The organism is Catonella sp. (genome assembly GCF_057250765.1).
This window is the reverse complement of record NZ_DBHIEC010000002.1, coordinates 31,401-52,350: the sequence shown is the minus strand read 5'-3', so window position 1 is coordinate 52,350 and position 20,950 is coordinate 31,401. Positions and strand designations below refer to the sequence as shown.

Here is a 20,950-nt window from a genome sequence, read left to right as displayed (position 1 = left end):
TAGGAAAGTAGACTTAAAAGGCAAACCTATAAAAAGACAGGAGAAAAAAATGTCAGAGAAAAAACCATATTATATTACAACAGCGATAGCTTATACTTCAGGAAAGCCACATATTGGCAATACCTACGAGATTATTCTTGCAGATGCAATAGCCAGATTCAAGCGTAAAGAGGGCTATGATGTAAGGTTTCAGACAGGAACAGATGAGCATGGCCAGAAGATAGAGACAAGGGCAATAGAAGCAGGACAGACACCTAAGGAATTTGTAGACAGCGTGGCAGCAGAGGTTAAGCGCCTTTGGGACCTTTGCAACACCTCTTACGACCGCTTCATCCGTACTACAGATCCTGACCACGAGAGACAGGTACAGAAAATCTTTAAGAAGCTTTATGATAAAGGTGATATCTACAAGGGTTCATATAAAGGAATGTACTGTACTGAGTGTGAAGCCTTTTATACCAATGCACAGCTTGTAGACGGGAAATGCCCTGAGTGCCACGGAGAGGTGCATCCTGCAGAGGAGGAGGCCTACTTCTTTAAGATGAGCAAGTATGCTGACAGGCTTATTGAACATATAAACAACAATCCTGACTTTATCAGGCCTGTCTCAAGGAAAAATGAGATGATGAATAACTTCCTTATACCGGGTCTTCAGGACCTTTGCGTATCAAGAACCTCATTTACCTGGGGTATACCTGTGGATTTTGACCCTAAGCATGTAGTCTATGTATGGCTTGATGCCCTTTCAAACTATACCACAGGTCTTGGATATGATGCAGATGGAAACCATGGAGACCTTTATAAGAAATACTGGCCTGCGGACTTACATCTTATAGGTAAGGACATTATCCGTTTCCATACCATATACTGGCCTATCTTCCTTATGGCACTTGATGAGCCTCTCCCTAAGCAGGTATTCGGACATCCTTGGCTTTTACAGGGTGGGGAGAAGATGAGTAAGTCTAAGGGAAATGTTATCTATGCTGATGACATGGCTGACCTCTTTGGAGTAGATGCCGTACGCTACTTTGTACTTCACGAAATGCCTTATGAAAATGACGGAGTAATCACTTGGGAGCTCATGGCTGAGCGCTACAACTCTGACCTTGCAAATACTCTTGGCAATCTTGTAAGCAGAACAATAGCAATGAGCAATAAGTATTTTAATGGAGAGCTTGAGTCTACAGGAGTAGAAGAACCTGTTGATGCTGAGCTTAAGGAAATTGCCGTAAACTGCATGCACAAGGTAGTTGACAAGATGAAGGAGCTTCGTGCTGCTGATGCAATTTCTGAGATATTTACCTTATTTAAGCGCTGCAATAAGTATATAGATGAGACTGAGCCTTGGATACTCGCTAAAGAGGAGGATAAGCTGCCTCGTCTTAAAGAGGTACTTTACAACCTTTCAGAGAGCATAATGATAGGTGCTTCACTTTTATATTCATTTATGCCTGAGACTTCAGAGAAGATAGCAAAGGCATTTAACTCAGAGCTTCGTGAGTTTAGTGAGCTTGATAAGTTTGGGCTGATTAAAAATGGAACAAAGGTAGAAGCAAACCCTGAGATGCTCTTTGCAAGAAAGGATGTAAAAGAGGTTCTTGCTGAGACAGAAAAGATTGTGAAGGCTCAGAGGGAAGAGTTTGTAAAGAGCAGTGAGACCGCGATTAACAACCTGCTTAAGGCAGGAAAGATAAATGAGGCTGAGGCAAAGGAGTCTCTTGATAAGCTCTATGGCAGGGAGGCTAAGGCTGAAAGCGCTGAGACTATCGAACTAGAAGCTAAGCCTGAGATAGAGTTTGATGACTTTATGAAGTGCCAGTTCCAGGTAGGAGAGATTATAAAGTGTGAAGAAGTGCCAAAGTCAAAGAAACTACTTTGTTCACAGGTGAAGGTAGGAAGTAAGACCTTACAGATAGTTTCAGGAATTAGAAAGAACTATGAGGCTAAGGACATGGTTGGCAAGAAAGTGATGGTGCTTACTAATCTTAAACCGGCTAAACTTGCAGGAGTACTGTCACAGGGAATGCTTCTTTGTGCGGAGGATGCAGAGGGCAATCTTTCACTTATGACACCTGAAAATACTATGCCAAGTGGAGCAGAGATTCGCTAAAGAGGAGATTGAATGGCAGATTTGGGACAGCCACAAAATACAATAGCCATACTTAAAAAGTATGATTTTACCTTTCAGAAAAAATTCGGTCAGAACTTTCTTATAGACACCCATGTACTTGAAAAAATAGTAGATGCGGCAGACATAGGAAAGGATGACCTGGTGCTTGAGATTGGTCCCGGCATAGGTACTGTAACCCAGTATCTCTGCGAGGCCGCAAGGCAGGTAATAGCTGTAGAGATAGACAGGAAGCTAATTAAAATTCTAAAAGATACTCTCTCAGCTTATGACAATGTAGAGGTGATAAATGAGGATATCTTAAAGGTGGATATAGCAGCCCTTGTGGAGGAGAAAAACGGTGGCAAGCCTATCAAGGTGGTATCAAATCTTCCTTACTACATAACAACTCCGATAATTATGACCTTGCTTGAGAAAAGGGTTCCTGTTACGGATATGACTCTTATGATGCAGGAAGAGGTGGCAAGAAGGATGCAGGCAGTACCCGGGAATAAGGATTATGGTGCACTTTCGCTTGCGGTTCAGTACTATTCCGTGCCTTATATAGCAGCCTTCGTACCGCCAAACTGCTTCATGCCCCGCCCAAATGTAGGTAGTGCGGTAGTCAATCTTAAATGCCACGAAAAACCGCCTGTAGAGGTGAAGGATGAGGAGCTGATGTTTAAGTTAATTAAAGCCTCCTTTGCACAGAGAAGGAAAACACTGCAAAATGGGCTTACCAACTCTGCTGAGCTTGATTTTACAAAGGATGAGATTACAGAGGCTATACTAAAGATGCAGGAAACTTTAGGTATGAAGCAAAATCCTTTAATCAGAGGTGAGACTCTTACACTTAAGGAATTTGCTTGCCTAAGCGACATCCTTTCCTGATTGAGTAGAGTATGATGACACCAGTGGTAAAGCATACAAAACAGGAAAGAGTTAAAAAAAGGATTGAAAGAGAGATTCTAATGAGCAAGACCAAAAAGCCTGTTATTATCATAGTTATACTTGTCGTTCTACTAATGTCGTCTTTAATTTTTATTATGAAGCTGATATCTGAGGCTAAGCCTTTTTACAATATTGTACTTGGTGCAGATGAGCTTAATACAGGGATTAAAGATGAGAAAGCCATATTAATTGACCTCAGAGATGAGGCAGATTATGAGGCAGGCCATATTGAAAATGCCATAAATATGCCCTTTACAGATAATGGTTTAAAAATGCTTGATTATTTGACTAAAAGAGCCGATAAAGATAGTAGGGTATTTCTTATGTGTTATCATGGCAACAGATCCGGTCAGGCATTTAATCTTCTTAGAGATAAAGGTTATACCAACTTAAACTATGTCAAATTTGGCTATGAAGACTATGTAAATGCTATGGGCAGCGGATTTAAGCCTGCTTTGGGCGAGTGCCCATGTAAAAACTACAACTGATAATAGAAATTGGAGACCGAATTGGAATATAAAATATTTGAAACTCACGCTCACTATGATGATGACTGGTATGATGAGGATAGAAAAGAGCTGATAGAAAGCCTGCTCTCGTCTGACATTTCATACATAACCAATATTGGAGCTGATTTTGCGACCAGTGAAAACTCAGTTAGGCTGGCTGAGGAATTTGAGAGAGTTTTTGCAGCAGTTGGAGTACATCCTGATGATGTAGACAGCCTAAAAGACCTCTCTGACGATGAGGTTCTTAAGAGGCTTAGGGGGCTTGCAGCAAGTAAAAAGGTGGTAGCAATAGGTGAAATCGGTCTTGACTACTTTGAAAGAGAAGCAGGGCAGAAAAACGAAGAAGTAAGAAAGAGGCAGAAGCACTGGTTTATGAGGCAGCTTGAACTTGCAAAAGAGTTAAATAAGCCTGTTGTGATTCATAGCAGGGATGCGGCTGAGGACACTTACAATCTGCTAAAGGATTTCGGTTATAATAAAGGAGTTATCCACTGTTATTCTTATTCGGCAGAGATGGCCGAGAGGTTTGTAAAGCTTGGGTTTTACATAGGAATAGGTGGTGTAGTTACATTTAAGAATGCCAAGAAAACTAAGGAAACAGTTAAAAAAATCGGTTTGGCAGGCATAGTGCTTGAAACGGACTCTCCTTACCTCTCTCCCGTACCTTTTAGAGGAGAACGGAATAATTCAGGAAACATAAAATATGTAGTAGCTGAAATAGCTGATATATTGGGAGTTTCAATGGATGAAGTCGTAGAAGCAACATTTAAGAATGCGGTCAAACTTTATGAATTGGAGGATAGGGTTTATGGCAAATTATCTTGATATTGAGTCTACATCAGGGCTTGACCAGGCGGTGAGACAGTCACTTAAGTTTAAGACAGGTAACTTTGTGTGGAGGGTGAGGTTCAATACACCTCTTGACCCAAGGACAGTAAACAGCAACAATATGTATGTGACCTCTGCTTCAGGTATGCTCAAGGTAAATATAAGCTATGATTCATCCAAAAATGAAGTTCAGATAGAGCCTCTTGAGCCTTATGCAAAGGATGAGGTGTATTCACTTCATATTACAAAAAAAGTTGCATCAAGAGGTCAGAAGAAGTTAAAAGAAGAGATAGAAGTACAGTTTAAGCTTTAGCTAAAATGAAAAATTACGAAAAGGACTGCCATAACAGAAAAACTGCTTCGATAAGTGTTTGGTTATGAAAACTACTTATCTTAAGCTTTACATCTGCTGTGACAGTCCCTTTAATTCTCCCTCTAATAAGGAATACTGAAAACAGTCCTTCCAGTCTCCGTTTATCAGGGCAAATTCCCTGCTGACTCCTTCCCTTGTAAAGCCAAGACTTTCAGAAAGTCTTACTGAGGGAAGATTGTCTACTGCAATAAGAGCCTCTACCCTGTGCAGCTTTTCATCTGTGAACATAGCGGAGATAGCGCAGTGTGCAGCTTCTTTGGTAAGCCCGAGCCCTGAATAATTCTCATCTATCTTATAGCCTATTTGGCAGGATTTGAAAGCACCTCTTTTTATATCCTGAAAATTAACGCCGCCAATTATTCTATCAGGCGAGTTCTTAAAAGAAAACCAGTATCTTACACTGCTTCCAAGGAGCATATTCTTCATATCAGCCTTCATAAACATTTCCATTGCCTCTAAGGAAAGGAATTTATCGTTTAGATTTGGCTCCCATTTGGATAGATAATCGTAATTCCTCTTATAAAAATCACATACATTAGGAGCATAATCTTCGCTAAGTGCTCTTAGAATGAGATTACTGCTTTCGAGTTCAAATCTCATAATTATTTTTCATCCAATATCTTGATGCCGAAATTAGCTGTCTTTGCCTCTTTTACATTCAAGAAACTTCCCTTAACAACTCTGTATACACTTCCCCCTGTAACTTCAACAATGTTGGTAGACGCCGCTATTGATTTTTCAAGCATTTTAAGGAAGTTATCGTAGGTAGACCTATCCATAGGCAAGAGATAATCATGCCTTATATGCTCTGTTGAGAGAACAGCAAAGCCTATCTTGTTAAATCTTATTCCCTGAAAGAGACAGATTTCGGTTGATTCAGTATTTCCTTCTGCAAAACAGTTAAACTTTATAAACATGTGTTTATCCCCCTGATGGTTTATATTATTTCTAGGAAATTGTCCGCAATCTCCACATTTCCTAAAATGGCTGCTCGCTCGCATATCATTGGCTTAATTATACAACAAAAGACTATAAAATAAAAGATTAAATATATTGCCAAATTCTTCACAATCTAGCATAAATCCCCGACTTATGAGCTTTGAGCTCTAACAGATATAAAATTTTGCAGTAGAAAAGTCTTAATATGAAAAAAGTTAGAGTGTGCCAATCCCGATTTTATCAATAATAATAGTAGGTTTAAAAAAATGACAAGACTATATGTGAAATATCTACAAATAATCTGTTAACTACATGCAATATGCTAGCGGTTTAACATAAAAAAGTGACATATAATTTTTTTCTTAACATAAAAATAAAGAATTTTGGTTGAAATGCACAATGTATTACTGTATACTGACAACAGGAAAACTAAAACTTTTAAGAAAGGACAATATACATGAAGAAGGTATTGATTTGTAAAGAATCTGATGCTCTGGAAACCAGAGTAGCTATGGTACCTGCTGATATTAAAAAGCTCATAGGGATGGGATTTTCATTCAAGGTTGTAAGCGGAGCAGGAATTAAATCAGGTTTTTCAGACGAAGCGTACAAGGAAGCGGGAGCAGAGATTGTATCAAGCAATGAGGCAGGATATGCTGACAGCGAGATTGTTGTGCGTATCTTAAAACCTGAAAGTACGGAGGGCTTAAAGAAGGATACCCTGCATCTTAGCTACTTAGATCCGTTTAATGAAAAGGAGCTCTTAAATAAATTTGCAAGTGAGGGTATACAGGCGGTTTCGCTTGAAATGATACCAAGAACCACACTTGCACAGAAGATGGATGTACAGTCCTCTCAGGCTTCTCTTGCAGGCTATGTGGCGGTACTTAATGCCGCAGCAAGGCTTCCTAAGATCTTCCCTATGATGATGACACCTGCGGGAACTATTTCTCCTGCCAAGGTATTTATCATAGGTGTTGGAGTTGCAGGACTTCAGGCCATAGCTACGGCTAAGCGTCTTGGTGCAAGGGTAGATGCCTTTGATACAAGGCCTGTGGTTGAGGAGCAGGTAAGGAGTCTTGGTGCTAACTTTGTAAAGATTGACCTCGGTGAAATGGGACAGACTGAGCAGGGATATGCAAAGGAGCTTACACCTGAGCAGATAGCAAAGCAGCAGGAAGCACAGGCAAAGGTGTGCGAGAAGGCGAATGTAGTTATTACTACAGCTAAGGTTTTTGGCAGAAAGGCTCCTGTACTTATAAAGAAGGATGTGCTTGACCGTATGCAGCCCGGTTCCATCGTAGTAGACATGGCGGTTTCAACAGGAGGCAATGTGGAAGGCTCTAAGCTTTTTGAAAATGTGGTTACTGAAAACGGAGTTACCATTATGTCGGGCGATTACCTTGAGAGACAGGTGGCTTTTGATGCTTCCCTTATGCTTTCAGGTAATATCAGCGCATTTTTAACTCATTTCCACGATAAGGAAAAGAATGAGCTTGTAGTTAATCTTGAAGATGAGATAATGAAGGGCTGTCTCCTTACTCAGAATGGAAAAATAATTCACGAGAGATTTGTATAAAGAAAGGAAATACAGATTATGATAATGCTTATATTCGTATTTGTAATTGCAGGTTTCCTCGGTGTTGAGCTCATAGCTAAGGTGCCTTCACAGCTTCATACACCACTTATGTCAGGAACTAACGCAATTTCAGGTATTACAATAGTTGGTGCTATTACAGTTACAGCCCTCAATATAGAAGGTCCTGTAGGTACTGCACTTGGATTCTTAGCTATAGTTTTTGCGACTATCAATGTTATCGGCGGTTACATGGTAACAGACAGAATGCTTGGTATGTTTAAGAAAAAGAAATAATGAGGCAGAATAAGGAGGATTAAATGAACAGCATAATAATGGTTTCATATATGATAGCCTGCATCTTCTTTATCAGAGGTATCAAGCTTCTCGGTAAGGCAGAAACAGCAAGAAAAGGAAACTTTTTATCAGCGGTTGGTATGCTTATAGCAACAATAACCGTAATGTGTGAAAAAGATGTACTTGGTTCTTGGAATAATAATATTCTTCAGAACGGATATTTTTATATAATATTAGCGATACTTGTAGGTGGAGTGATTGGAGCGGTTTGGTCAAAGAAGGTTGAAATGACAGGCATGCCTGAGCTTGTAGCTCTTTTTAACGGCTTTGGTGGTCTTTCATCTCTTCTTGTAGCTATAGCTCAGTATATGTCTACAGATGCCACTAAGACTGATGCATTTACTGACATTACCCTTGGACTTACAATAGCAATCGGTGCGGTTGCATTTACAGGTTCAGTTGTTGCCTGGGGCAAGCTTTCAGGCAAGTTATTTAAGAAACAGGTAGTTATTCCGGGTAAGAATTTATTAAACGGAGTATTGGTTATTGCTGGTATAGCAGGCATAATTATGTATGCTTTCTGTGGTGTGGAACTTGGCTTCTATGGTATAGTTTTAGTGACTGCCGCTTACCTTATCGCAGGTATTACACTTGTAGTGTGCATTGGTGGTGGAGATATGCCGGTTATTATCTCTTTCCTTAATGCCCTTTCAGGACTTGCAGCAGCATTTGCCGGCTTTGCAATCAACAATACAGTGCTTGTAGTATCCGGTTGTCTTGTAGGTACATCAGGACTCATCCTTACTCTTATCATGTGTAAGGCAATGAATAGAAGTTTCTACAGCCTTCTCTTTGGCAGCTTTGGCGGAGGAGCAAGTAAAGGTGCAAGTGGAGACGGTAGAGAAGCAAAGGCTATTTCTACAGAAGATGCTTATATGATACTTGAAGCAGCTAAGAATGTAGTATTTATCCCTGGTTACGGTATGGCGGTTGCACAGGCTCAGCATGCAGTTAAGGAACTTACAGAAAAGCTTGAGAATAACGGTGCGGAAGTAAACTTTGCCATCCACCCTGTTGCAGGAAGAATGCCGGGTCATATGAATGTTCTTCTTGCAGAGGCTGACATCCCTTATGAGAAGCTTAAGACAGCGGATGAAATGAATCCACAGATGCCTATGACGGATGTTGCCATAGTTATAGGTGCCAATGATGTAGTTAACCCTGCAGCCCTTGACGATCCGGGAAGCCCAATCTATGGTATGCCTATCATCAACGCACATCAGGCTAGAACAGTCTTCGTGCTTAAGCGTGGTAAGGGAACAGGCTTCTCAGGTATAGAGAACCCACTCTTTACAAACGAAAATACAGTTATGATTTACGGTGATGCAAAGCAGACAGTATCTGCTATTGTAAGTGAGTTTGATGATTAAGAAATGAAATCCCCCAAGACTTTTGTTAGGTATTACAGTGGTCTTGGGGATTTTTATGCAATAGACAATTTCTTGTTTTTTATTCTCCGATAGGCAGTGTTGGTTAAGGAGAAAATAGTAAGAGAAACAGTATCGCTTTATCTTTATTCTAAAGTCGATACTTCATATACTTCTCTCAGCTCTATGGGATTTGACATTTCAGGCTTATCCCCAATTATCTCGCCGTTAAACCATACCTTTATTTTTTTACCCTGTAATTCACTATTTTTTACCGGTTTGATACCGCTTAATATACCTGCCTCTTTAAGCTTTATCTGTACAGGGTTTATTTCCTCTGTCTTTTTATTTCCAAAAATATAGCTAAACTCCTTTGGTAAATCTGTAATTTTAACTAATATTCTTTCTTTATCTCCTTCTATTATTTCCGCCTCAAAATGTGCTACGCCTTCAGGTATTACCCAAGAACTTATTGCTATATCCTGAAAAACCTGCCATTTATTATCTATCTTCACATATAAATATTTAATATCTGCTTTCTGATATCTATATCCTGTACCAAAATTAGATTCATCATTTTTTTCAGGAGCCTCATCATTGCTTGTACGAATTTCTCCATCTGCTGTACCACATTTTAAAGCACTCAGAACATATCCCATATCCACATATGTTCTGTCATCCACCATGACCATTCGAATCTTTTTTACTTCACTTTTATTTTTAGATGATTTTTCAACATTTGAACTATCCGTACTTGCTACATCAGCATCTACCGTAGAATTTAAGTTATTATCCTCATTTCCTGCTTTTTCATATGATACATTGCTTTTAATTAAATCTTTGCTCATCGAATCTTGTGCTTTTTCTTTATCCTTACTGTTTCCACAAGCTGTAAATACTGTAATTACTACAACAAACGATAAGATTGTCAGGCAAATTTTTTTGATACCTTCCATAGTTTTCCTCCTTGTTCTAATGGTATGTTTTGATTATTATAATAGTTAAATTTTTATCATTTACTATGTCAAAAATATGGTATATAATTTAAAATTATATTAAAAAATTAAGATAATATGGGGAGTTTGCTCATATGAAAAATTTCTTCTGCCATATAAAGAGGAAGATTGATAAGGCCATCTTCAGCTTTATAGTCAGCCATTGACATGCGGATGGAAAGTTTAGGGTTATACTTTTCGCGATATGTCTTAAGGCTTTTTGCCTTGAGATTTGTTTCTGCTTTTACCTCTATCGGAATAACATCTTCTCCTGTATCGATAATATAATCAACCTCACAGGAACCCCTATTGTTGGTGTAATAATAAATTCCTAAGTCAGAAACTGATTTTAATTGTTGGCAGACATATTGCTCCGTAATTGCGCCCTTAAACTCCGTAAATAATTCATTTTTGTAAAGTATAGTCTGGCTGGACAGGCCTGTTATACAGCCAAGAAGGCCGATGTCCACAAGGAATAACTTAAAAGCTTTTAAATCTTCATAGGCCTTTAGCGGTATTCCGACGGAGTTTACCCTGCTTATCTTGTGTATTAACCCACAATCACTAAGCCACATAATTGCAGTCTCAAAGTCTTTGGCTCTTCCGCCTTCACGCACAAGCCCATAGATAAATTTCTTGTTTTCCTTCGCAAGCTGTGAGGGGATGCTGTTCCAAATCATTCTTATCTTAGGAACCATATCATTTGGTGCATGTTTTGAAAAATCCTGTTCATAAGCAGACAGAATTCTTTTTTGGATATTTCTTACTTCATTAAAATCTTTTTCTTCTATAAAATTTTGAACAGCTTCCGGCATTCCGCCTACAAAGTAATATTGTTTAAGTGCATCAATATAAGTTTCTTTAAAAGATGTAATCATTGTATAATCGGAGGTTTCCAGTAGTTTAGCAAAACGTTCGCCTTTAACGGCTATCAAAAATTCTTTGAAGGTAAGTGGATAAAGATTCAAAAAATCCACCTTGCCAACCGGGAATGAAGTTCCGCTGTGGAGTGCAATACCCAGTAGAGAACCTGCGCATATAATGTGGTATTCAGGGGCATTTTCACAAAAGTATTTTAACGAGGCGAGTGCTTTTGGTACCTCCTGTATTTCATCAAATATAAGCAAAGTAGTAGCAGAATTGACTTTTTTTCCTGCATAAAGCTCAATCCCCATTATAATTCGTTCGATGTTCAAATCAGTGGAAAATAAATCTGCCATTACAGAATTAGAGTCAAAGTTTATATAGATATAGTCTGAATAAGCCTTATCACCAAATTCTTTCATAAGCCAAGTTTTTCCAACCTGCCTTGCACCCTCGATAATAAGGGGCTTACGATTCTTTTTATCTTTCCATATATAAAGTTCTTCTATTAATTTTCTGTACATATCCTACCTCCATATAAGATCAAAACAGAGTTTAAAACTAATTATATGATGTGGATGTCAAAAGCATTTGACACTCATTGATACAGGATTGCTACAGCTTCGCTTCTCGCAATCCTTGCAAAAATATTCGTAATCCGCTCGTTTTTTTGCAAAAAACGGCTACTTACTCATATTTTTTACGTGTCAAAAGATAATAAATTCTTTTGCAAGCAAGCTTGCACCGAATTTTTATACTTTTGACACTTGTATCAGTATATTATATTAAAACAAAAATTACAACGAAAAAATGTTAACTATTACATTTTTTACAACGAAAAATGTAATATATGACTGAATAGGGATTATATAGGTATAAACGTAAAGTGAAATATTTATAACTTACATCTTGACAATGATGCCGTAAAGTGATATATTTATAACACAAGTGATAAATATATCACATAAAATAAAGGAGGATTTGTCATGATTAAAAAAGTATCGGTAAAGGAAATTATTGCAACTAAGATTATCTTTGCAATCTTAGCGGTGGGTTACTACTGGATGTTGTCAAGAGAAGACTGGAATTCTTACTATCCTGTAATCCAATGTTTGGCAGGAGGGTTACTTGTTTTTATACTGTTCATGCACAGTATAAGAATTGGCAAGTATACTAAAGAAGGCATAGATGAACTTGCAGAAATAAATATTAGAAGATGTGATGCTATATGTTTTAAACTATTAATAGTTGTAATGCTTATTATAGCTTATGCAGGGGGAATATTAGGCCATATCAATGTAATTTCGCCTTCAACTATGGGCTGGGCTATAGTAATTTCAATTTTGATTACTTCAATTTTGCGAACAATTATATTTTTTATTTTTGATACGAAGGGGATATGATATGGCACTTATAACTAGACTGAAAGAATACCGTGAAAAAGCTAACTATAAGCAGGCTGAGTTAGCTGAACTTGTTGGTGCAAGGAGGGAAACTATAGTACATCTTGAAAATGGTAAATACAATCCTTCGCTAAAGTTGGCTATGGATATTGCAAAAGTCTTTGGAGTTACAGTTGAAGAATTATTTGAGTTTATTGACTAACAACTAATTAGCCCCAAGAAGTGCACTTGAAGGTGATCACTATCTTGGGGCTTTTTGTATTTTGAGATTTGATCATATTTTTAAAATATGATTATTTTGCAAGATGGTAGAAAAAAATTGAAAAGTCAGGAGCAAAGTTCCGAAAATTGCAGGTTGAAAGTTGCGAAAGTTGCAGGATGAAACTCGTAAAATATGGAAAAGTTAACAGATTGGTGGTAAACTGGATTAAGAAAAAACTAGTTGATTACGAGGAGATATATCATGACTAAAATTTATTTTGTGCGCCATGCACAGCCTGAACATGCCTGGGAAGATGACAGAACAAGACCACTTACGGGAGAGGGGAGAAGAGACTCATCCATCGTATTTGAGTTTTTAAAAGATAAACATATAGACGCATTTTATTCCAGTCCGTATAAAAGAAGTATGGATACCATTGCTGATTCTGCCGATTTTTTTGGTAAGGACATAATAACAGATGAAGATTTAAGAGAGCGTGAAAAAGGAGAAAACGGTAACAATCATGGAATGTTTAGAAAACGCTGGGCTGACCATAATTATCACGAAGAAGGCGGAGAATCTATTGCTATGGTGCAGAAGCGAAACATGAGAGCCTTGACTGAGATTTTAAGAGAAAATATAGATAAGGAAGTGGTAGTTGGTACACATGGAACCGCGCTTAGCACGATACTTAATTTTTATGATAAGAGCTTTGGCTGTGATGATTTTTTAAGAATTATAGACCGGATGCCTTATGTTATAGAGCTTGATTTTGAAGGTGATGAGCTGGTGGGAAAAGTGGAACATTGTTATGTATTAAAAGAGTTTAAGAAGTAATAAAAAAACTTGACATTATTCCGATAAACTTGACATTATTCCGATAAACTGCTATCATTACCAAGAAGGGAGGAATAATTTTATGTTTATGACAGTAAAAGAAGCATCAGCTAAGTGGGGGATTTCGGACAGAAGAATCAGAGTTTTGTGTGCTGAAGGGAAAATACCCGGAGCAATTAAAGAGGGAAAAACCTGGAAATTTCCTGTTGATACAGTTAAACCTATCGATGGGAGATACAAATCAAACGAAAGCTTACTTACACTTATAGATAAAAAGAAAAAAGAATTGGATAATAGAAGGCCGCTTACAGAGGGTGAAATAAAGAGACTTAATGAAGAATTTACCGTAGAGTATACCTATAACTCAAATGCTATAGAGGGGAATACCCTTACCTTAAGAGAAACAGATTTGGTACTTAGAGGTCTGACAATAGATAGAAAACCATTAAAAGACCATATGGAAGCGGTTGGACACAAGGAAGCCTTTGAGTTTGTAAGTGAATTGGTAAAGCAAAATGAGCCACTGAGTGAGCGTATTATCAAGCAGATTCATTTTCTTGTGCTTGTAGGTAACAAGGATGACAGAGGAGTATATAGAAAAGTGCCGGTTCGTATAATGGGGGCTAAGCATGAGCCTGTACAGCCTTATATGATTGAGCCGAAAATGGAAGAATTGCTGAAGAAGTTTATGGAAGGTAAGGAGCATATAATAACTAAGCTGGCTCGTTTTCATATAGAGTTTGAAGGAATCCACCCTTTTATAGATGGAAATGGAAGAACAGGCAGGCTTTTGGTTAATTTGGAGCTTATGAAGGCAGGATATCCGCCAATAGATATAAAATTTACGGATAGGATGGAATATTACAAGGCTTTTGACGAGTATCATGAAAAAAATAATCTTTCTGCAATGGAGAAACTGTTTGCGGGTTATGTGAACTCCAGACTCGACATGTATTTGAAAATATTGGAATAGTGTGAAAGGATGAAAAAATGGGAATATTTGATTTATTTAACGGTCCTGATATCAATGAGGGACTTAAGGACTATCAGGCAGAGGAAAAGGCAATACTTCTTGATGCGAGAGAGGCGGGCGAGTATGCTGACGGTCACATTGGGGGAAGTATCAATCTTCCACTTAGCAGATTTATGGAAGCTGAGACAATGTTTGAGGATAAGAGCGTGCCTATCTATGTATATTGCCACAGTGGTGCGAGAAGCAAGCGTATGGCGGCAGGGCTTACTAAACTTGGATTTAAAAAGGTGGTAAATATAGGCGGGATAATGGACTATAAGGGACAGCTTGAAAGATAAGTAAAGTCGGGGGCTTAATGCTTCCGGCTGTTTTTGTTTAATAGGATTAATGTACCCTAATTATAATAGAAAATTTCTCTGTGCGATATGTATATCTCTGCATGGAAGTTTACCTTAAAACTTAGCCTAATCTATTTAATAAAATTTTATGAATAGTTTGTTTTTTATTTGATTATGAGTTAGAATAGGTTTACGGATTTTTAATCAAATTTTAGGAGGATATATGAAATTTAATATTGCAAAAACAGGCGGCGTAAAGGCGGAACTTGTGTTTGAAGACAGACTGGATACAGAATTTGTAAAGGCATTAGCTGAAAAAGAAGTATTTTCCGGTAAGGCTGAAGAGGTTTATTTCTCGATGAATGAGAAATTTGAGTGCAATCTTCTCATTGGTCTTGGCAAGGAAGAAAACATCGAATTTGATATGCTTAGAAAGACCTTTTTCAAGGTCGCTGAAGTCTTGTTAAAGAACAAGGTAGCAGAGGTAGAATTAAACATACCTAAGTTAAACAACCTTTGCAACTACAAGCTTGCGGAAGCTATAGCAGAGGGCCTGCTTCACGCTACTTACAAGTTTGACAAGTTCAAATCAGAGAAAAAGGAAACGCCTGAACTCATAGTAAACTACAATCCTATTCCGGGTAAGGAGCACAGGGCTGAGAAGGGTATAGATGAGGCTAAGAAGCTGATTGAGTCCATATTCTTAACCCGTGACCTCGTGAATCAGCCTGCAAATGTTATCTATCCTGAAACTTTAGCCGATATAACTAAAGAGAGACTTGAGGCAAAGGGTGTAAAAGTTACCGTTTACGGCAAAAAGGAAATAGAAGAGATAGGAATGGAAGCCTTCTTAACTGTTGCCAGAGCGAGTGCTAAGGAGCCAAAACTCATAGTTATGGAATACTACAACAACCCTGAATCAGATGAGAGGATTGCTCTTGTAGGCAAGGGACTTACCTACGATAGCGGTGGTTATGCTATTAAGCCTGCAACAGGAATGGTGGACATGCATACTGATATGGGTGGTGCAGGTACTGTAATAGGTGCAATGAATGCACTCGCAGCTCTTAAGGCTAAGGTAAATGTATTTGCTGTAGTGGCAGCCTGCGAAAATATGATATCAGGTGATGGCTACAGAAATGGCGACATCATAGGTTCGATGAGTGGAAAGACTATTGAAATAGTAAATACAGATGCCGAGGGCAGACTTACACTTGCCGATGCAGTTTACTATGCAACAAACAACCTTGGAGCAACAAAGCTTATTGACCTTGCGACCTTAACAGGAGCTTGTGTAATGGCTCTTGGTGAGCAGGTGAGTGGCGTTGTAACCAACAATGACGACTTCTATAATAAGCTTGTTAAAGGCAATGAGAGAGCCGGAGAAATGGTTTGGAAGATGCCTGCCACAGACTATTACAAGAAGATGAATGATTCTAAGACTGCTGACCTTAAAAACAGCGGGGGAAGAATGGGTGGAATGATGACTGCAGGACTCTTTGTAGGATCATTCCTCGCAAAGGAAATTCCTTGGATTCATGTTGATATAGCCGGCACAGCAAGCGTTGAAAAGGCTTATGGTTATGTTAAGGAAGGTGCAACAGGAGTTATGGTTAAGAGTCTTTACTATGCCCTTACAGAGTAAATGGATTCACTTTGTACTTAAGACTTAGATTAACAAGGAGGTTAATATGGACGGATTAGCAATGAGCATAGCATCTCTTTCTACAGATATGGCTATGTCAAAGACCATGTCAGCAGTTAGTACTGCTGTAATGAAACAGAATATGGACACCAATGAGGCTATGGGAGCGGGTATGGTTAAGATGATGGAGAACTCTGTTACCCCAAACCTTGGAAACAATGTAGATGTAAAGCTTTAATTAGAATCTACTATGGCAAAAGATGGATGTAGTGCCGGATAATCGGTGTTGCATCCATCTTTTGTGTATTTGGAAAATTTTACGAAATTATCTATACATAAAATCTCTTCGAGAGAATGCACTATGGAGAATACGTAGATGTCGCTTATATGACCGGCAATAAGCAGTAAATTCTTTGGAGAAGGAAACATCTTATTTATATTACAGATATATCATTTTATTATAGCAAGCTACTGGAAATATTAATCAAAAACCTGTATAGTAAAGGGGCTTATAAAAATATTCATAATCATCACATTTTAAAATGGATGTTTACTTATATTTTTAGCAGATCAAAAGATGAGAAATTATCTTGTAAGCAAGCTTGCATCAAATTCTAATATTTTTTGACGCTTATATCATACTTTGAGAGGGAGATATATGGATAAGAAAAAAGGCAGTTTTACAGGGAGCTTGGGCTTTATTCTGGCAGCGGCCGGAAGTGCTGTGGGAGTTGGAAATATCTGGAGATTTCCTTATTTGGCAGCAAAAGACGGAGGCGGACTATTTATTCTGATTTATTTGGTGTTAGTACTAACCTTTGGTTTTACCCTTCTTACTACGGATATCGCAATCGGAAGAAAAACGAGGAAAAATGCCTTGCAGGCCTTTGGAAGTATTTCTCCTAAGTGGGGCTTCCTTGGCAAGCTTACATTTTTAGTACCGGCTCTTATTATGACTTATTATTCGGTAATTGGAGGCTGGATAACCAAATACCTTTATGACTATATAGTTACAGACGGTATTAAAGCCGCAGGAGACGGATATTTCGTGGGCTTTATTACCTCCGAAACCCTGCCGATTGTCTTCATGCTTATATTCCTACTGGTAACCATTTGGATAGTGTACAGAGGTGTTGAGAAGGGAATAGAGCAGTTTTCAAAGTTTGTAATGCCGGGGCTTCTTTTGCTCATCATCGGAATTGCAATCTTCTCACTTACACTTAAGCATACTGACTCTACAGGAGTTACAAGAACAGGTATAGACGGTCTTATGGTCTATCTAAGGCCTGATTTTGAAGGGCTTACTCTTTCAAAATTTTTAAATATACTCCTAGATGCAATGAGCCAGCTCTTCTTCTCTCTCAGTGTGTCTATGGGAATTATGATAACCTATGGTTCCTATGTAAAGAAGGAAACTCATCTTGAAAAGTCAATCACTCAGATTGAAATATTTGACACAGGTGTTGCCCTCATTGCAGGAATGATGATAATCCCTGCGGTTTTCGTGTTCTTTGGAATGGAAGGAATGGGCTCAGGTCCAAGCCTTATGTTCATCTCACTTCCTAAGGTCTTTGCGGCTATGGGCGGCGCAGGTAAATTTGTAGGTATACTTTTCTTTGTAATGGTTGTATTTGCGGCACTTACCTCCTGTATATCCATTATGGAAACCTTGGTTGCTAACTGTATGGAAATCTTCCACGCAGGCAGGAAAAAGGTATGTATGGGTGTGGGAATATTTGCGGTAGTTACAGCTGTTATCATCTGTCTTGGATATAACATCCTCTACTTTGAGGCTCCTCTACCAAATGGCTCCACAGGGCAGCTTCTTGATATAGCGGATTATATCAGTAACAGCTTCCTTATGCCTCTCATTTCGTTTTTAACCTGTATCTTCATAGGCTGGGTAGTTAAGCCTAGCTGGATAGAGGGAGAAATGCTTGAGAACGGAGCAAGTTTTCACAAGAAGAGAATGTATGAAGTCATGGTAAGATACGTAGCACCTGTTATGATGGGGATATTATTTTTACAGTCTACAGGAATTTTTGGTTTCTTAGGTTGGGAGTAATCCGCATATTAATATTAGGACATCTGTTAAATATGGATGTCCTTTTTTGACACCTATATCATTTAATGCTATTCTACTTCTTGAGAATATTTATTTGGAAGAAGGACGGAGAATGAAATATCACATATATATTTTAAGATGCTCAGATAATACCTACTATACGGGCTTTGCTACGGATGTAGAAAAAAGGCTTGCAGAGCATAATTCAGGCAAAGGAGCCAAATACACCAGAGGCCGCACCCCCTGCACCCTTGTGTACACAGAAAGCTTTGAAGATAAAAGCAGTGCTATGAAGAGAGAATGGGAGATAAAGCACAGGTTAAGCAGGGAGGAGAAGGAGAAACTGTTTAAGGATAAGGGGAAAATATAGTATTATCAAAATGCTTACCAAAATGATCCTCTACTGATAAAATTTCTATATGAAATTGATTTGAGGAGAAATTAGTGTACAAAATTGGAGAAATAAATCCTGATATTTATAAGAGAGTTGCGAAAGATATACTGACTAAAGATGTAATAATAACAAAAGAAAGAATAAAGCACATAATGAGTAATCATCCAAATGATTACGAACGTTTTTACAATTATTTTTCTGAAATTGTAGAAAATCCTGATTTTATAATTGAGAGTAGAAAACCTAATACTGCACTGATATTAAAAGAAATCCAATGTGATAATATTAAATTTAAAACTGTACTAAGATTGATTGTTGCAGGAGAAAATACAGATTATAAAAATTCGATTATAACATTTATGAAGATAGATGATAAAGAATGGAATAGATTACTTAGAAATAAAAAAATAATTTACAAAAGTGTTTAAAAATGGTATATTGTAATTAGGCTTTACCAATACAGTTATTTGAGGTGGTAGATTTCGTCCGGACCACACGCCGATGGCAAGACAGGGAAACCGAGAGATGCAGGAGAAACGGACGCCTGCCGAATGACTGTATTGTTTGGCCTTAATTGAAGTTAAATATTGAGACAATTACTAGAGATATTAGCTGTATTATACACATACAGTTGATATCTTTTTAATATATCAACTAGCAAAAACATTTGTATTTGGGATTTTTATATGGTATAATATTACAGATTTTCAAGATTTATAAAAGCAACAGAAGGTTTGGGAGGTTTTAGATGTCAGCGTATATTCCATACATTATAACAGCAGTTATAATCATTGCACTATTGGTAGGCTTGTACTTTTTATCGAGGTACGCAAAGAAGCTTCAGGACAAGCAGGCAGCGGCAAGCGAACAGATGAGAGAGATGGAGCAGGCTGTTTCCATGCTGATTATAGATAAAAAGATGATGAAGATAACCGAAGCCGGATTTCCTCAAATAGTTGTGGAGCAGGCGCCAAAGCTCTCCAGACTCTCAAAGGTACCTGTAGTTAAGGCTAAGGTTGGACCTAAGGTAATGAGCCTTATGTGTGACCCTAAGGTATTTAACACAATTCCTGTGAAGAAGGAAGTTAAGGCAATGGTATCAGGCATATACATAACAGGAGTTAAAGGACTTAGAACAGGTCTTGACAAGGCTCCTGAGAAGAAAAAGTTCATAGATAAGGTAAAGGGCATATTTAAGAAATAAACAATGTGCACCTGATGAAAGGGCACTCAGTTTAGAGTGCCTTCTTTTGTGTAATATGAAATTATTACTAGGGATGCGAACTTATACAAGGAAGTTTGCCTTTGGCAGGGTCTGACTGAGTGTAGAGTATTTTTAAGAAAGAGGATTATGGATAGAGTTTATGAAAAGGCCTATGGCAAGATAAACCTAAGCCTTGATGTACTTGGGCGGAGGGAAGACGGTTACCACGATGTAAGTATGGTAATGCAGACTGTAGACATTTATGATGTGATTACTCTAAGTAAGATTGAGGGGAAGGATGAGATAGTCCTTACTACAGATGCAAAAGGTCTACCTACTGGTGAAGGCAACATTGTATACAAGGCAATAAAGTTAATTAAAGAGGAATACGGAATTGATACAGGAGTAAGTGCCCACATAGAAAAGCACCTTCCCATAGCAGCAGGCATGGGAGGTGGAAGTGCAGATGCGGCTGCTGCCTTAAGGGGGATGAACAGACTTTTTGAACTGGGACTTAAGAGTGAAAGACTTGAAGAGCTTGGAGTAAGGCTTGGAGCTGATGTTCCCTTTCTTATAAAGGGAGGAATCGCACTTGCGGAGGGGATTGGTGAGAAGTTAACGGCACTACCTGCTTTCCCTGAATGCAGCCTCGTTATAGTAAAGCCTAATGTTTCGGTGTCTACTAAGGAAGTGTATGAAGCCTTTGACAGCTTGACGGAAGTGGTTCATCCTAATATAAAGAAACTAACTGACTCCCTTGGTAAAGAGGATTTAAGGTATATAGTTAAGCTTTTAGGAAATGTGCTTGAGGATGTAACTATTAAAAGACATGGAATAATTGATGAAATAAAGAGATTGCTACTTGAAAATGGTGCTGTATTCTCCATGATGACAGGAAGCGGCCCTACAGTATTTGGAATATTTGAAAATGAAGAGAAGGCGGTAATGGCGGGGAAAAGGCTAAGTGAGATAGGTGGCTTTGAACTTGTAGAGGTTACAAGGTGTCAGGGCTTAGAGTAAAGG

Annotated in this window: 24 protein-coding genes; 20 read left to right on the top strand and 4 right to left on the bottom strand. The window is 38.3% G+C overall.

Features of this window, described 5'->3' with window-relative positions; all coding sequences use genetic code 11:
- The first annotated feature begins 49 nt into the window (after positions 1 to 49).
- The 5 genes from metG (at position 50) to ACO6HM_RS01440 (ending at position 4,708) form a co-directional block, all read left to right on the top strand.
- On the top strand, positions 50 to 2,110 hold the full coding sequence (gene metG / locus ACO6HM_RS01460) for a methionine--tRNA ligase (RefSeq protein WP_485389424.1): 2,061 nt from the start codon (positions 50 to 52) through the stop codon (positions 2,108 to 2,110).
- Positions 2,111 to 2,122: 12 nt separating this feature from the next.
- Positions 2,123 to 2,998 (top strand): 16S rRNA (adenine(1518)-N(6)/adenine(1519)-N(6))-dimethyltransferase RsmA, encoded by an 876-nt coding sequence (rsmA, locus tag ACO6HM_RS01455; RefSeq protein WP_485389423.1) that lies wholly within the window; start codon positions 2,123 to 2,125, stop codon positions 2,996 to 2,998.
- A gap of 80 nt (positions 2,999 to 3,078) precedes the next feature.
- Positions 3,079 to 3,546: a rhodanese-like domain-containing protein gene (locus ACO6HM_RS01450; protein WP_485389422.1), complete on the top strand. Its 468-nt coding sequence runs from the start codon at positions 3,079 to 3,081 to the stop codon at positions 3,544 to 3,546.
- A 21-nt stretch (positions 3,547 to 3,567) separates the two neighbouring features.
- Positions 3,568 to 4,392 carry a TatD family hydrolase gene (locus ACO6HM_RS01445; RefSeq protein ID WP_485389421.1) on the top strand — a complete coding sequence of 275 codons (825 nt, stop codon included), beginning with the start codon at positions 3,568 to 3,570 and terminating at the stop codon, positions 4,390 to 4,392.
- Positions 4,376 to 4,708, top strand: a complete 333-nt coding sequence (locus ACO6HM_RS01440) for an Ig-like domain-containing domain (RefSeq protein WP_208427935.1) — start codon at positions 4,376 to 4,378, stop codon at positions 4,706 to 4,708. The genes ACO6HM_RS01445 and ACO6HM_RS01440 overlap by 17 nt, the downstream gene beginning before the upstream one ends.
- Positions 4,709 to 4,795: 87 nt before the next feature.
- On the opposite strand, the gene ACO6HM_RS01435 is transcribed toward ACO6HM_RS01440, so the two are convergent.
- Positions 4,796 to 5,368, bottom strand: coding sequence for a GNAT family N-acetyltransferase (locus tag ACO6HM_RS01435; RefSeq protein WP_485389420.1), 573 nt, complete (start codon positions 5,366 to 5,368; stop codon positions 4,796 to 4,798).
- Positions 5,369 to 5,370: 2 nt separating this feature from the next.
- Entirely contained in the window at positions 5,371 to 5,685 is a 315-nt protein-coding gene (locus ACO6HM_RS01430; RefSeq protein WP_485389419.1) for a hypothetical protein, read from the bottom strand.
- Positions 5,686 to 6,164: 479 nt separating this feature from the next.
- On the opposite strand from ACO6HM_RS01430, the gene ACO6HM_RS01425 reads away from it, so the two are divergent.
- The 3 genes from ACO6HM_RS01425 to ACO6HM_RS01415 are packed head-to-tail and all read left to right on the top strand — an operon-like array spanning position 6,165 to position 9,010.
- Entirely contained in the window at positions 6,165 to 7,286 is a 1,122-nt protein-coding gene (locus ACO6HM_RS01425) for an NAD(P) transhydrogenase subunit alpha (protein WP_485389418.1), read from the top strand.
- A gap of 18 nt (positions 7,287 to 7,304) precedes the next feature.
- A complete protein-coding gene (locus ACO6HM_RS01420) occupies positions 7,305 to 7,580 on the top strand; it encodes an NAD(P) transhydrogenase subunit alpha part 2 (protein WP_023353959.1) in 276 nt (91 codons plus the stop codon).
- A gap of 23 nt (positions 7,581 to 7,603) precedes the next feature.
- Positions 7,604 to 9,010: an NAD(P)(+) transhydrogenase (Re/Si-specific) subunit beta gene (locus tag ACO6HM_RS01415; protein ID WP_485389417.1), complete on the top strand. Its 1,407-nt coding sequence runs from the start codon at positions 7,604 to 7,606 to the stop codon at positions 9,008 to 9,010.
- 143 nt (positions 9,011 to 9,153) lie between these two features.
- Here the strand turns inward: ACO6HM_RS01415 and ACO6HM_RS01410 are convergent, their stop codons facing one another.
- Positions 9,154 to 9,963 carry a hypothetical protein gene (locus ACO6HM_RS01410; RefSeq protein ID WP_485378475.1) on the bottom strand — a complete coding sequence of 270 codons (810 nt, stop codon included), beginning with the start codon at positions 9,961 to 9,963 and terminating at the stop codon, positions 9,154 to 9,156.
- Between the two features lie 107 nt (positions 9,964 to 10,070).
- The gene (locus tag ACO6HM_RS01405) at positions 10,071 to 11,390 is read right to left on the bottom strand and encodes an ATP-binding protein (protein ID WP_485389416.1); all 1,320 of its coding nucleotides are present in this window, start codon (positions 11,388 to 11,390) and stop codon (positions 10,071 to 10,073) included.
- Positions 11,391 to 11,852: 462 nt separating this feature from the next.
- Between ACO6HM_RS01405 and ACO6HM_RS01400 the strand changes: the two genes are divergently transcribed.
- From ACO6HM_RS01400 to ispE, 12 genes are all read left to right on the top strand, one after another.
- Positions 11,853 to 12,269: a hypothetical protein gene (locus ACO6HM_RS01400; RefSeq protein ID WP_485389415.1), complete on the top strand. Its 417-nt coding sequence runs from the start codon at positions 11,853 to 11,855 to the stop codon at positions 12,267 to 12,269.
- A gap of 1 nt (position 12,270) precedes the next feature.
- Positions 12,271 to 12,471, top strand: a complete 201-nt coding sequence (locus tag ACO6HM_RS01395) for a helix-turn-helix transcriptional regulator (RefSeq protein WP_023353953.1) — start codon at positions 12,271 to 12,273, stop codon at positions 12,469 to 12,471.
- A gap of 261 nt (positions 12,472 to 12,732) precedes the next feature.
- Positions 12,733 to 13,308, top strand: a complete 576-nt coding sequence (locus tag ACO6HM_RS01390) for a histidine phosphatase family protein (RefSeq protein ID WP_485389414.1) — start codon at positions 12,733 to 12,735, stop codon at positions 13,306 to 13,308.
- Positions 13,309 to 13,390: 82 nt separating this feature from the next.
- Positions 13,391 to 14,281 (top strand): Fic family protein, encoded by an 891-nt coding sequence (locus tag ACO6HM_RS01385; RefSeq protein ID WP_485389413.1) that lies wholly within the window; start codon positions 13,391 to 13,393, stop codon positions 14,279 to 14,281.
- Between the two features lie 17 nt (positions 14,282 to 14,298).
- Positions 14,299 to 14,619, top strand: coding sequence for a rhodanese-like domain-containing protein (locus tag ACO6HM_RS01380; protein WP_485389412.1), 321 nt, complete (start codon positions 14,299 to 14,301; stop codon positions 14,617 to 14,619).
- A 223-nt stretch (positions 14,620 to 14,842) separates the two neighbouring features.
- On the top strand, positions 14,843 to 16,264 hold the full coding sequence (locus tag ACO6HM_RS01375; protein WP_485389411.1) for a leucyl aminopeptidase: 1,422 nt from the start codon (positions 14,843 to 14,845) through the stop codon (positions 16,262 to 16,264).
- A 46-nt stretch (positions 16,265 to 16,310) separates the two neighbouring features.
- Positions 16,311 to 16,502, top strand: a complete 192-nt coding sequence (locus ACO6HM_RS01370) for a YjfB family protein (protein WP_485372866.1) — start codon at positions 16,311 to 16,313, stop codon at positions 16,500 to 16,502.
- Positions 16,503 to 16,922: 420 nt separating this feature from the next.
- On the top strand, positions 16,923 to 18,329 hold the full coding sequence (locus ACO6HM_RS01365; protein ID WP_485389410.1) for a sodium-dependent transporter: 1,407 nt from the start codon (positions 16,923 to 16,925) through the stop codon (positions 18,327 to 18,329).
- Between the two features lie 112 nt (positions 18,330 to 18,441).
- Entirely contained in the window at positions 18,442 to 18,699 is a 258-nt protein-coding gene (locus ACO6HM_RS01360; protein WP_485389409.1) for a GIY-YIG nuclease family protein, read from the top strand.
- A 74-nt stretch (positions 18,700 to 18,773) separates the two neighbouring features.
- Entirely contained in the window at positions 18,774 to 19,151 is a 378-nt protein-coding gene (locus ACO6HM_RS01355; RefSeq protein ID WP_485389408.1) for a PBECR2 nuclease fold domain-containing protein, read from the top strand.
- 320 nt (positions 19,152 to 19,471) lie between these two features.
- The gene (locus tag ACO6HM_RS01350) at positions 19,472 to 19,927 is read left to right on the top strand and encodes a hypothetical protein (protein WP_485380422.1); all 456 of its coding nucleotides are present in this window, start codon (positions 19,472 to 19,474) and stop codon (positions 19,925 to 19,927) included.
- 147 nt (positions 19,928 to 20,074) lie between these two features.
- Positions 20,075 to 20,947, top strand: coding sequence for a 4-(cytidine 5'-diphospho)-2-C-methyl-D-erythritol kinase (gene ispE, locus ACO6HM_RS01345; protein ID WP_485389407.1), 873 nt, complete (start codon positions 20,075 to 20,077; stop codon positions 20,945 to 20,947).
- Positions 20,948 to 20,950: the final 3 nt, after the last annotated feature.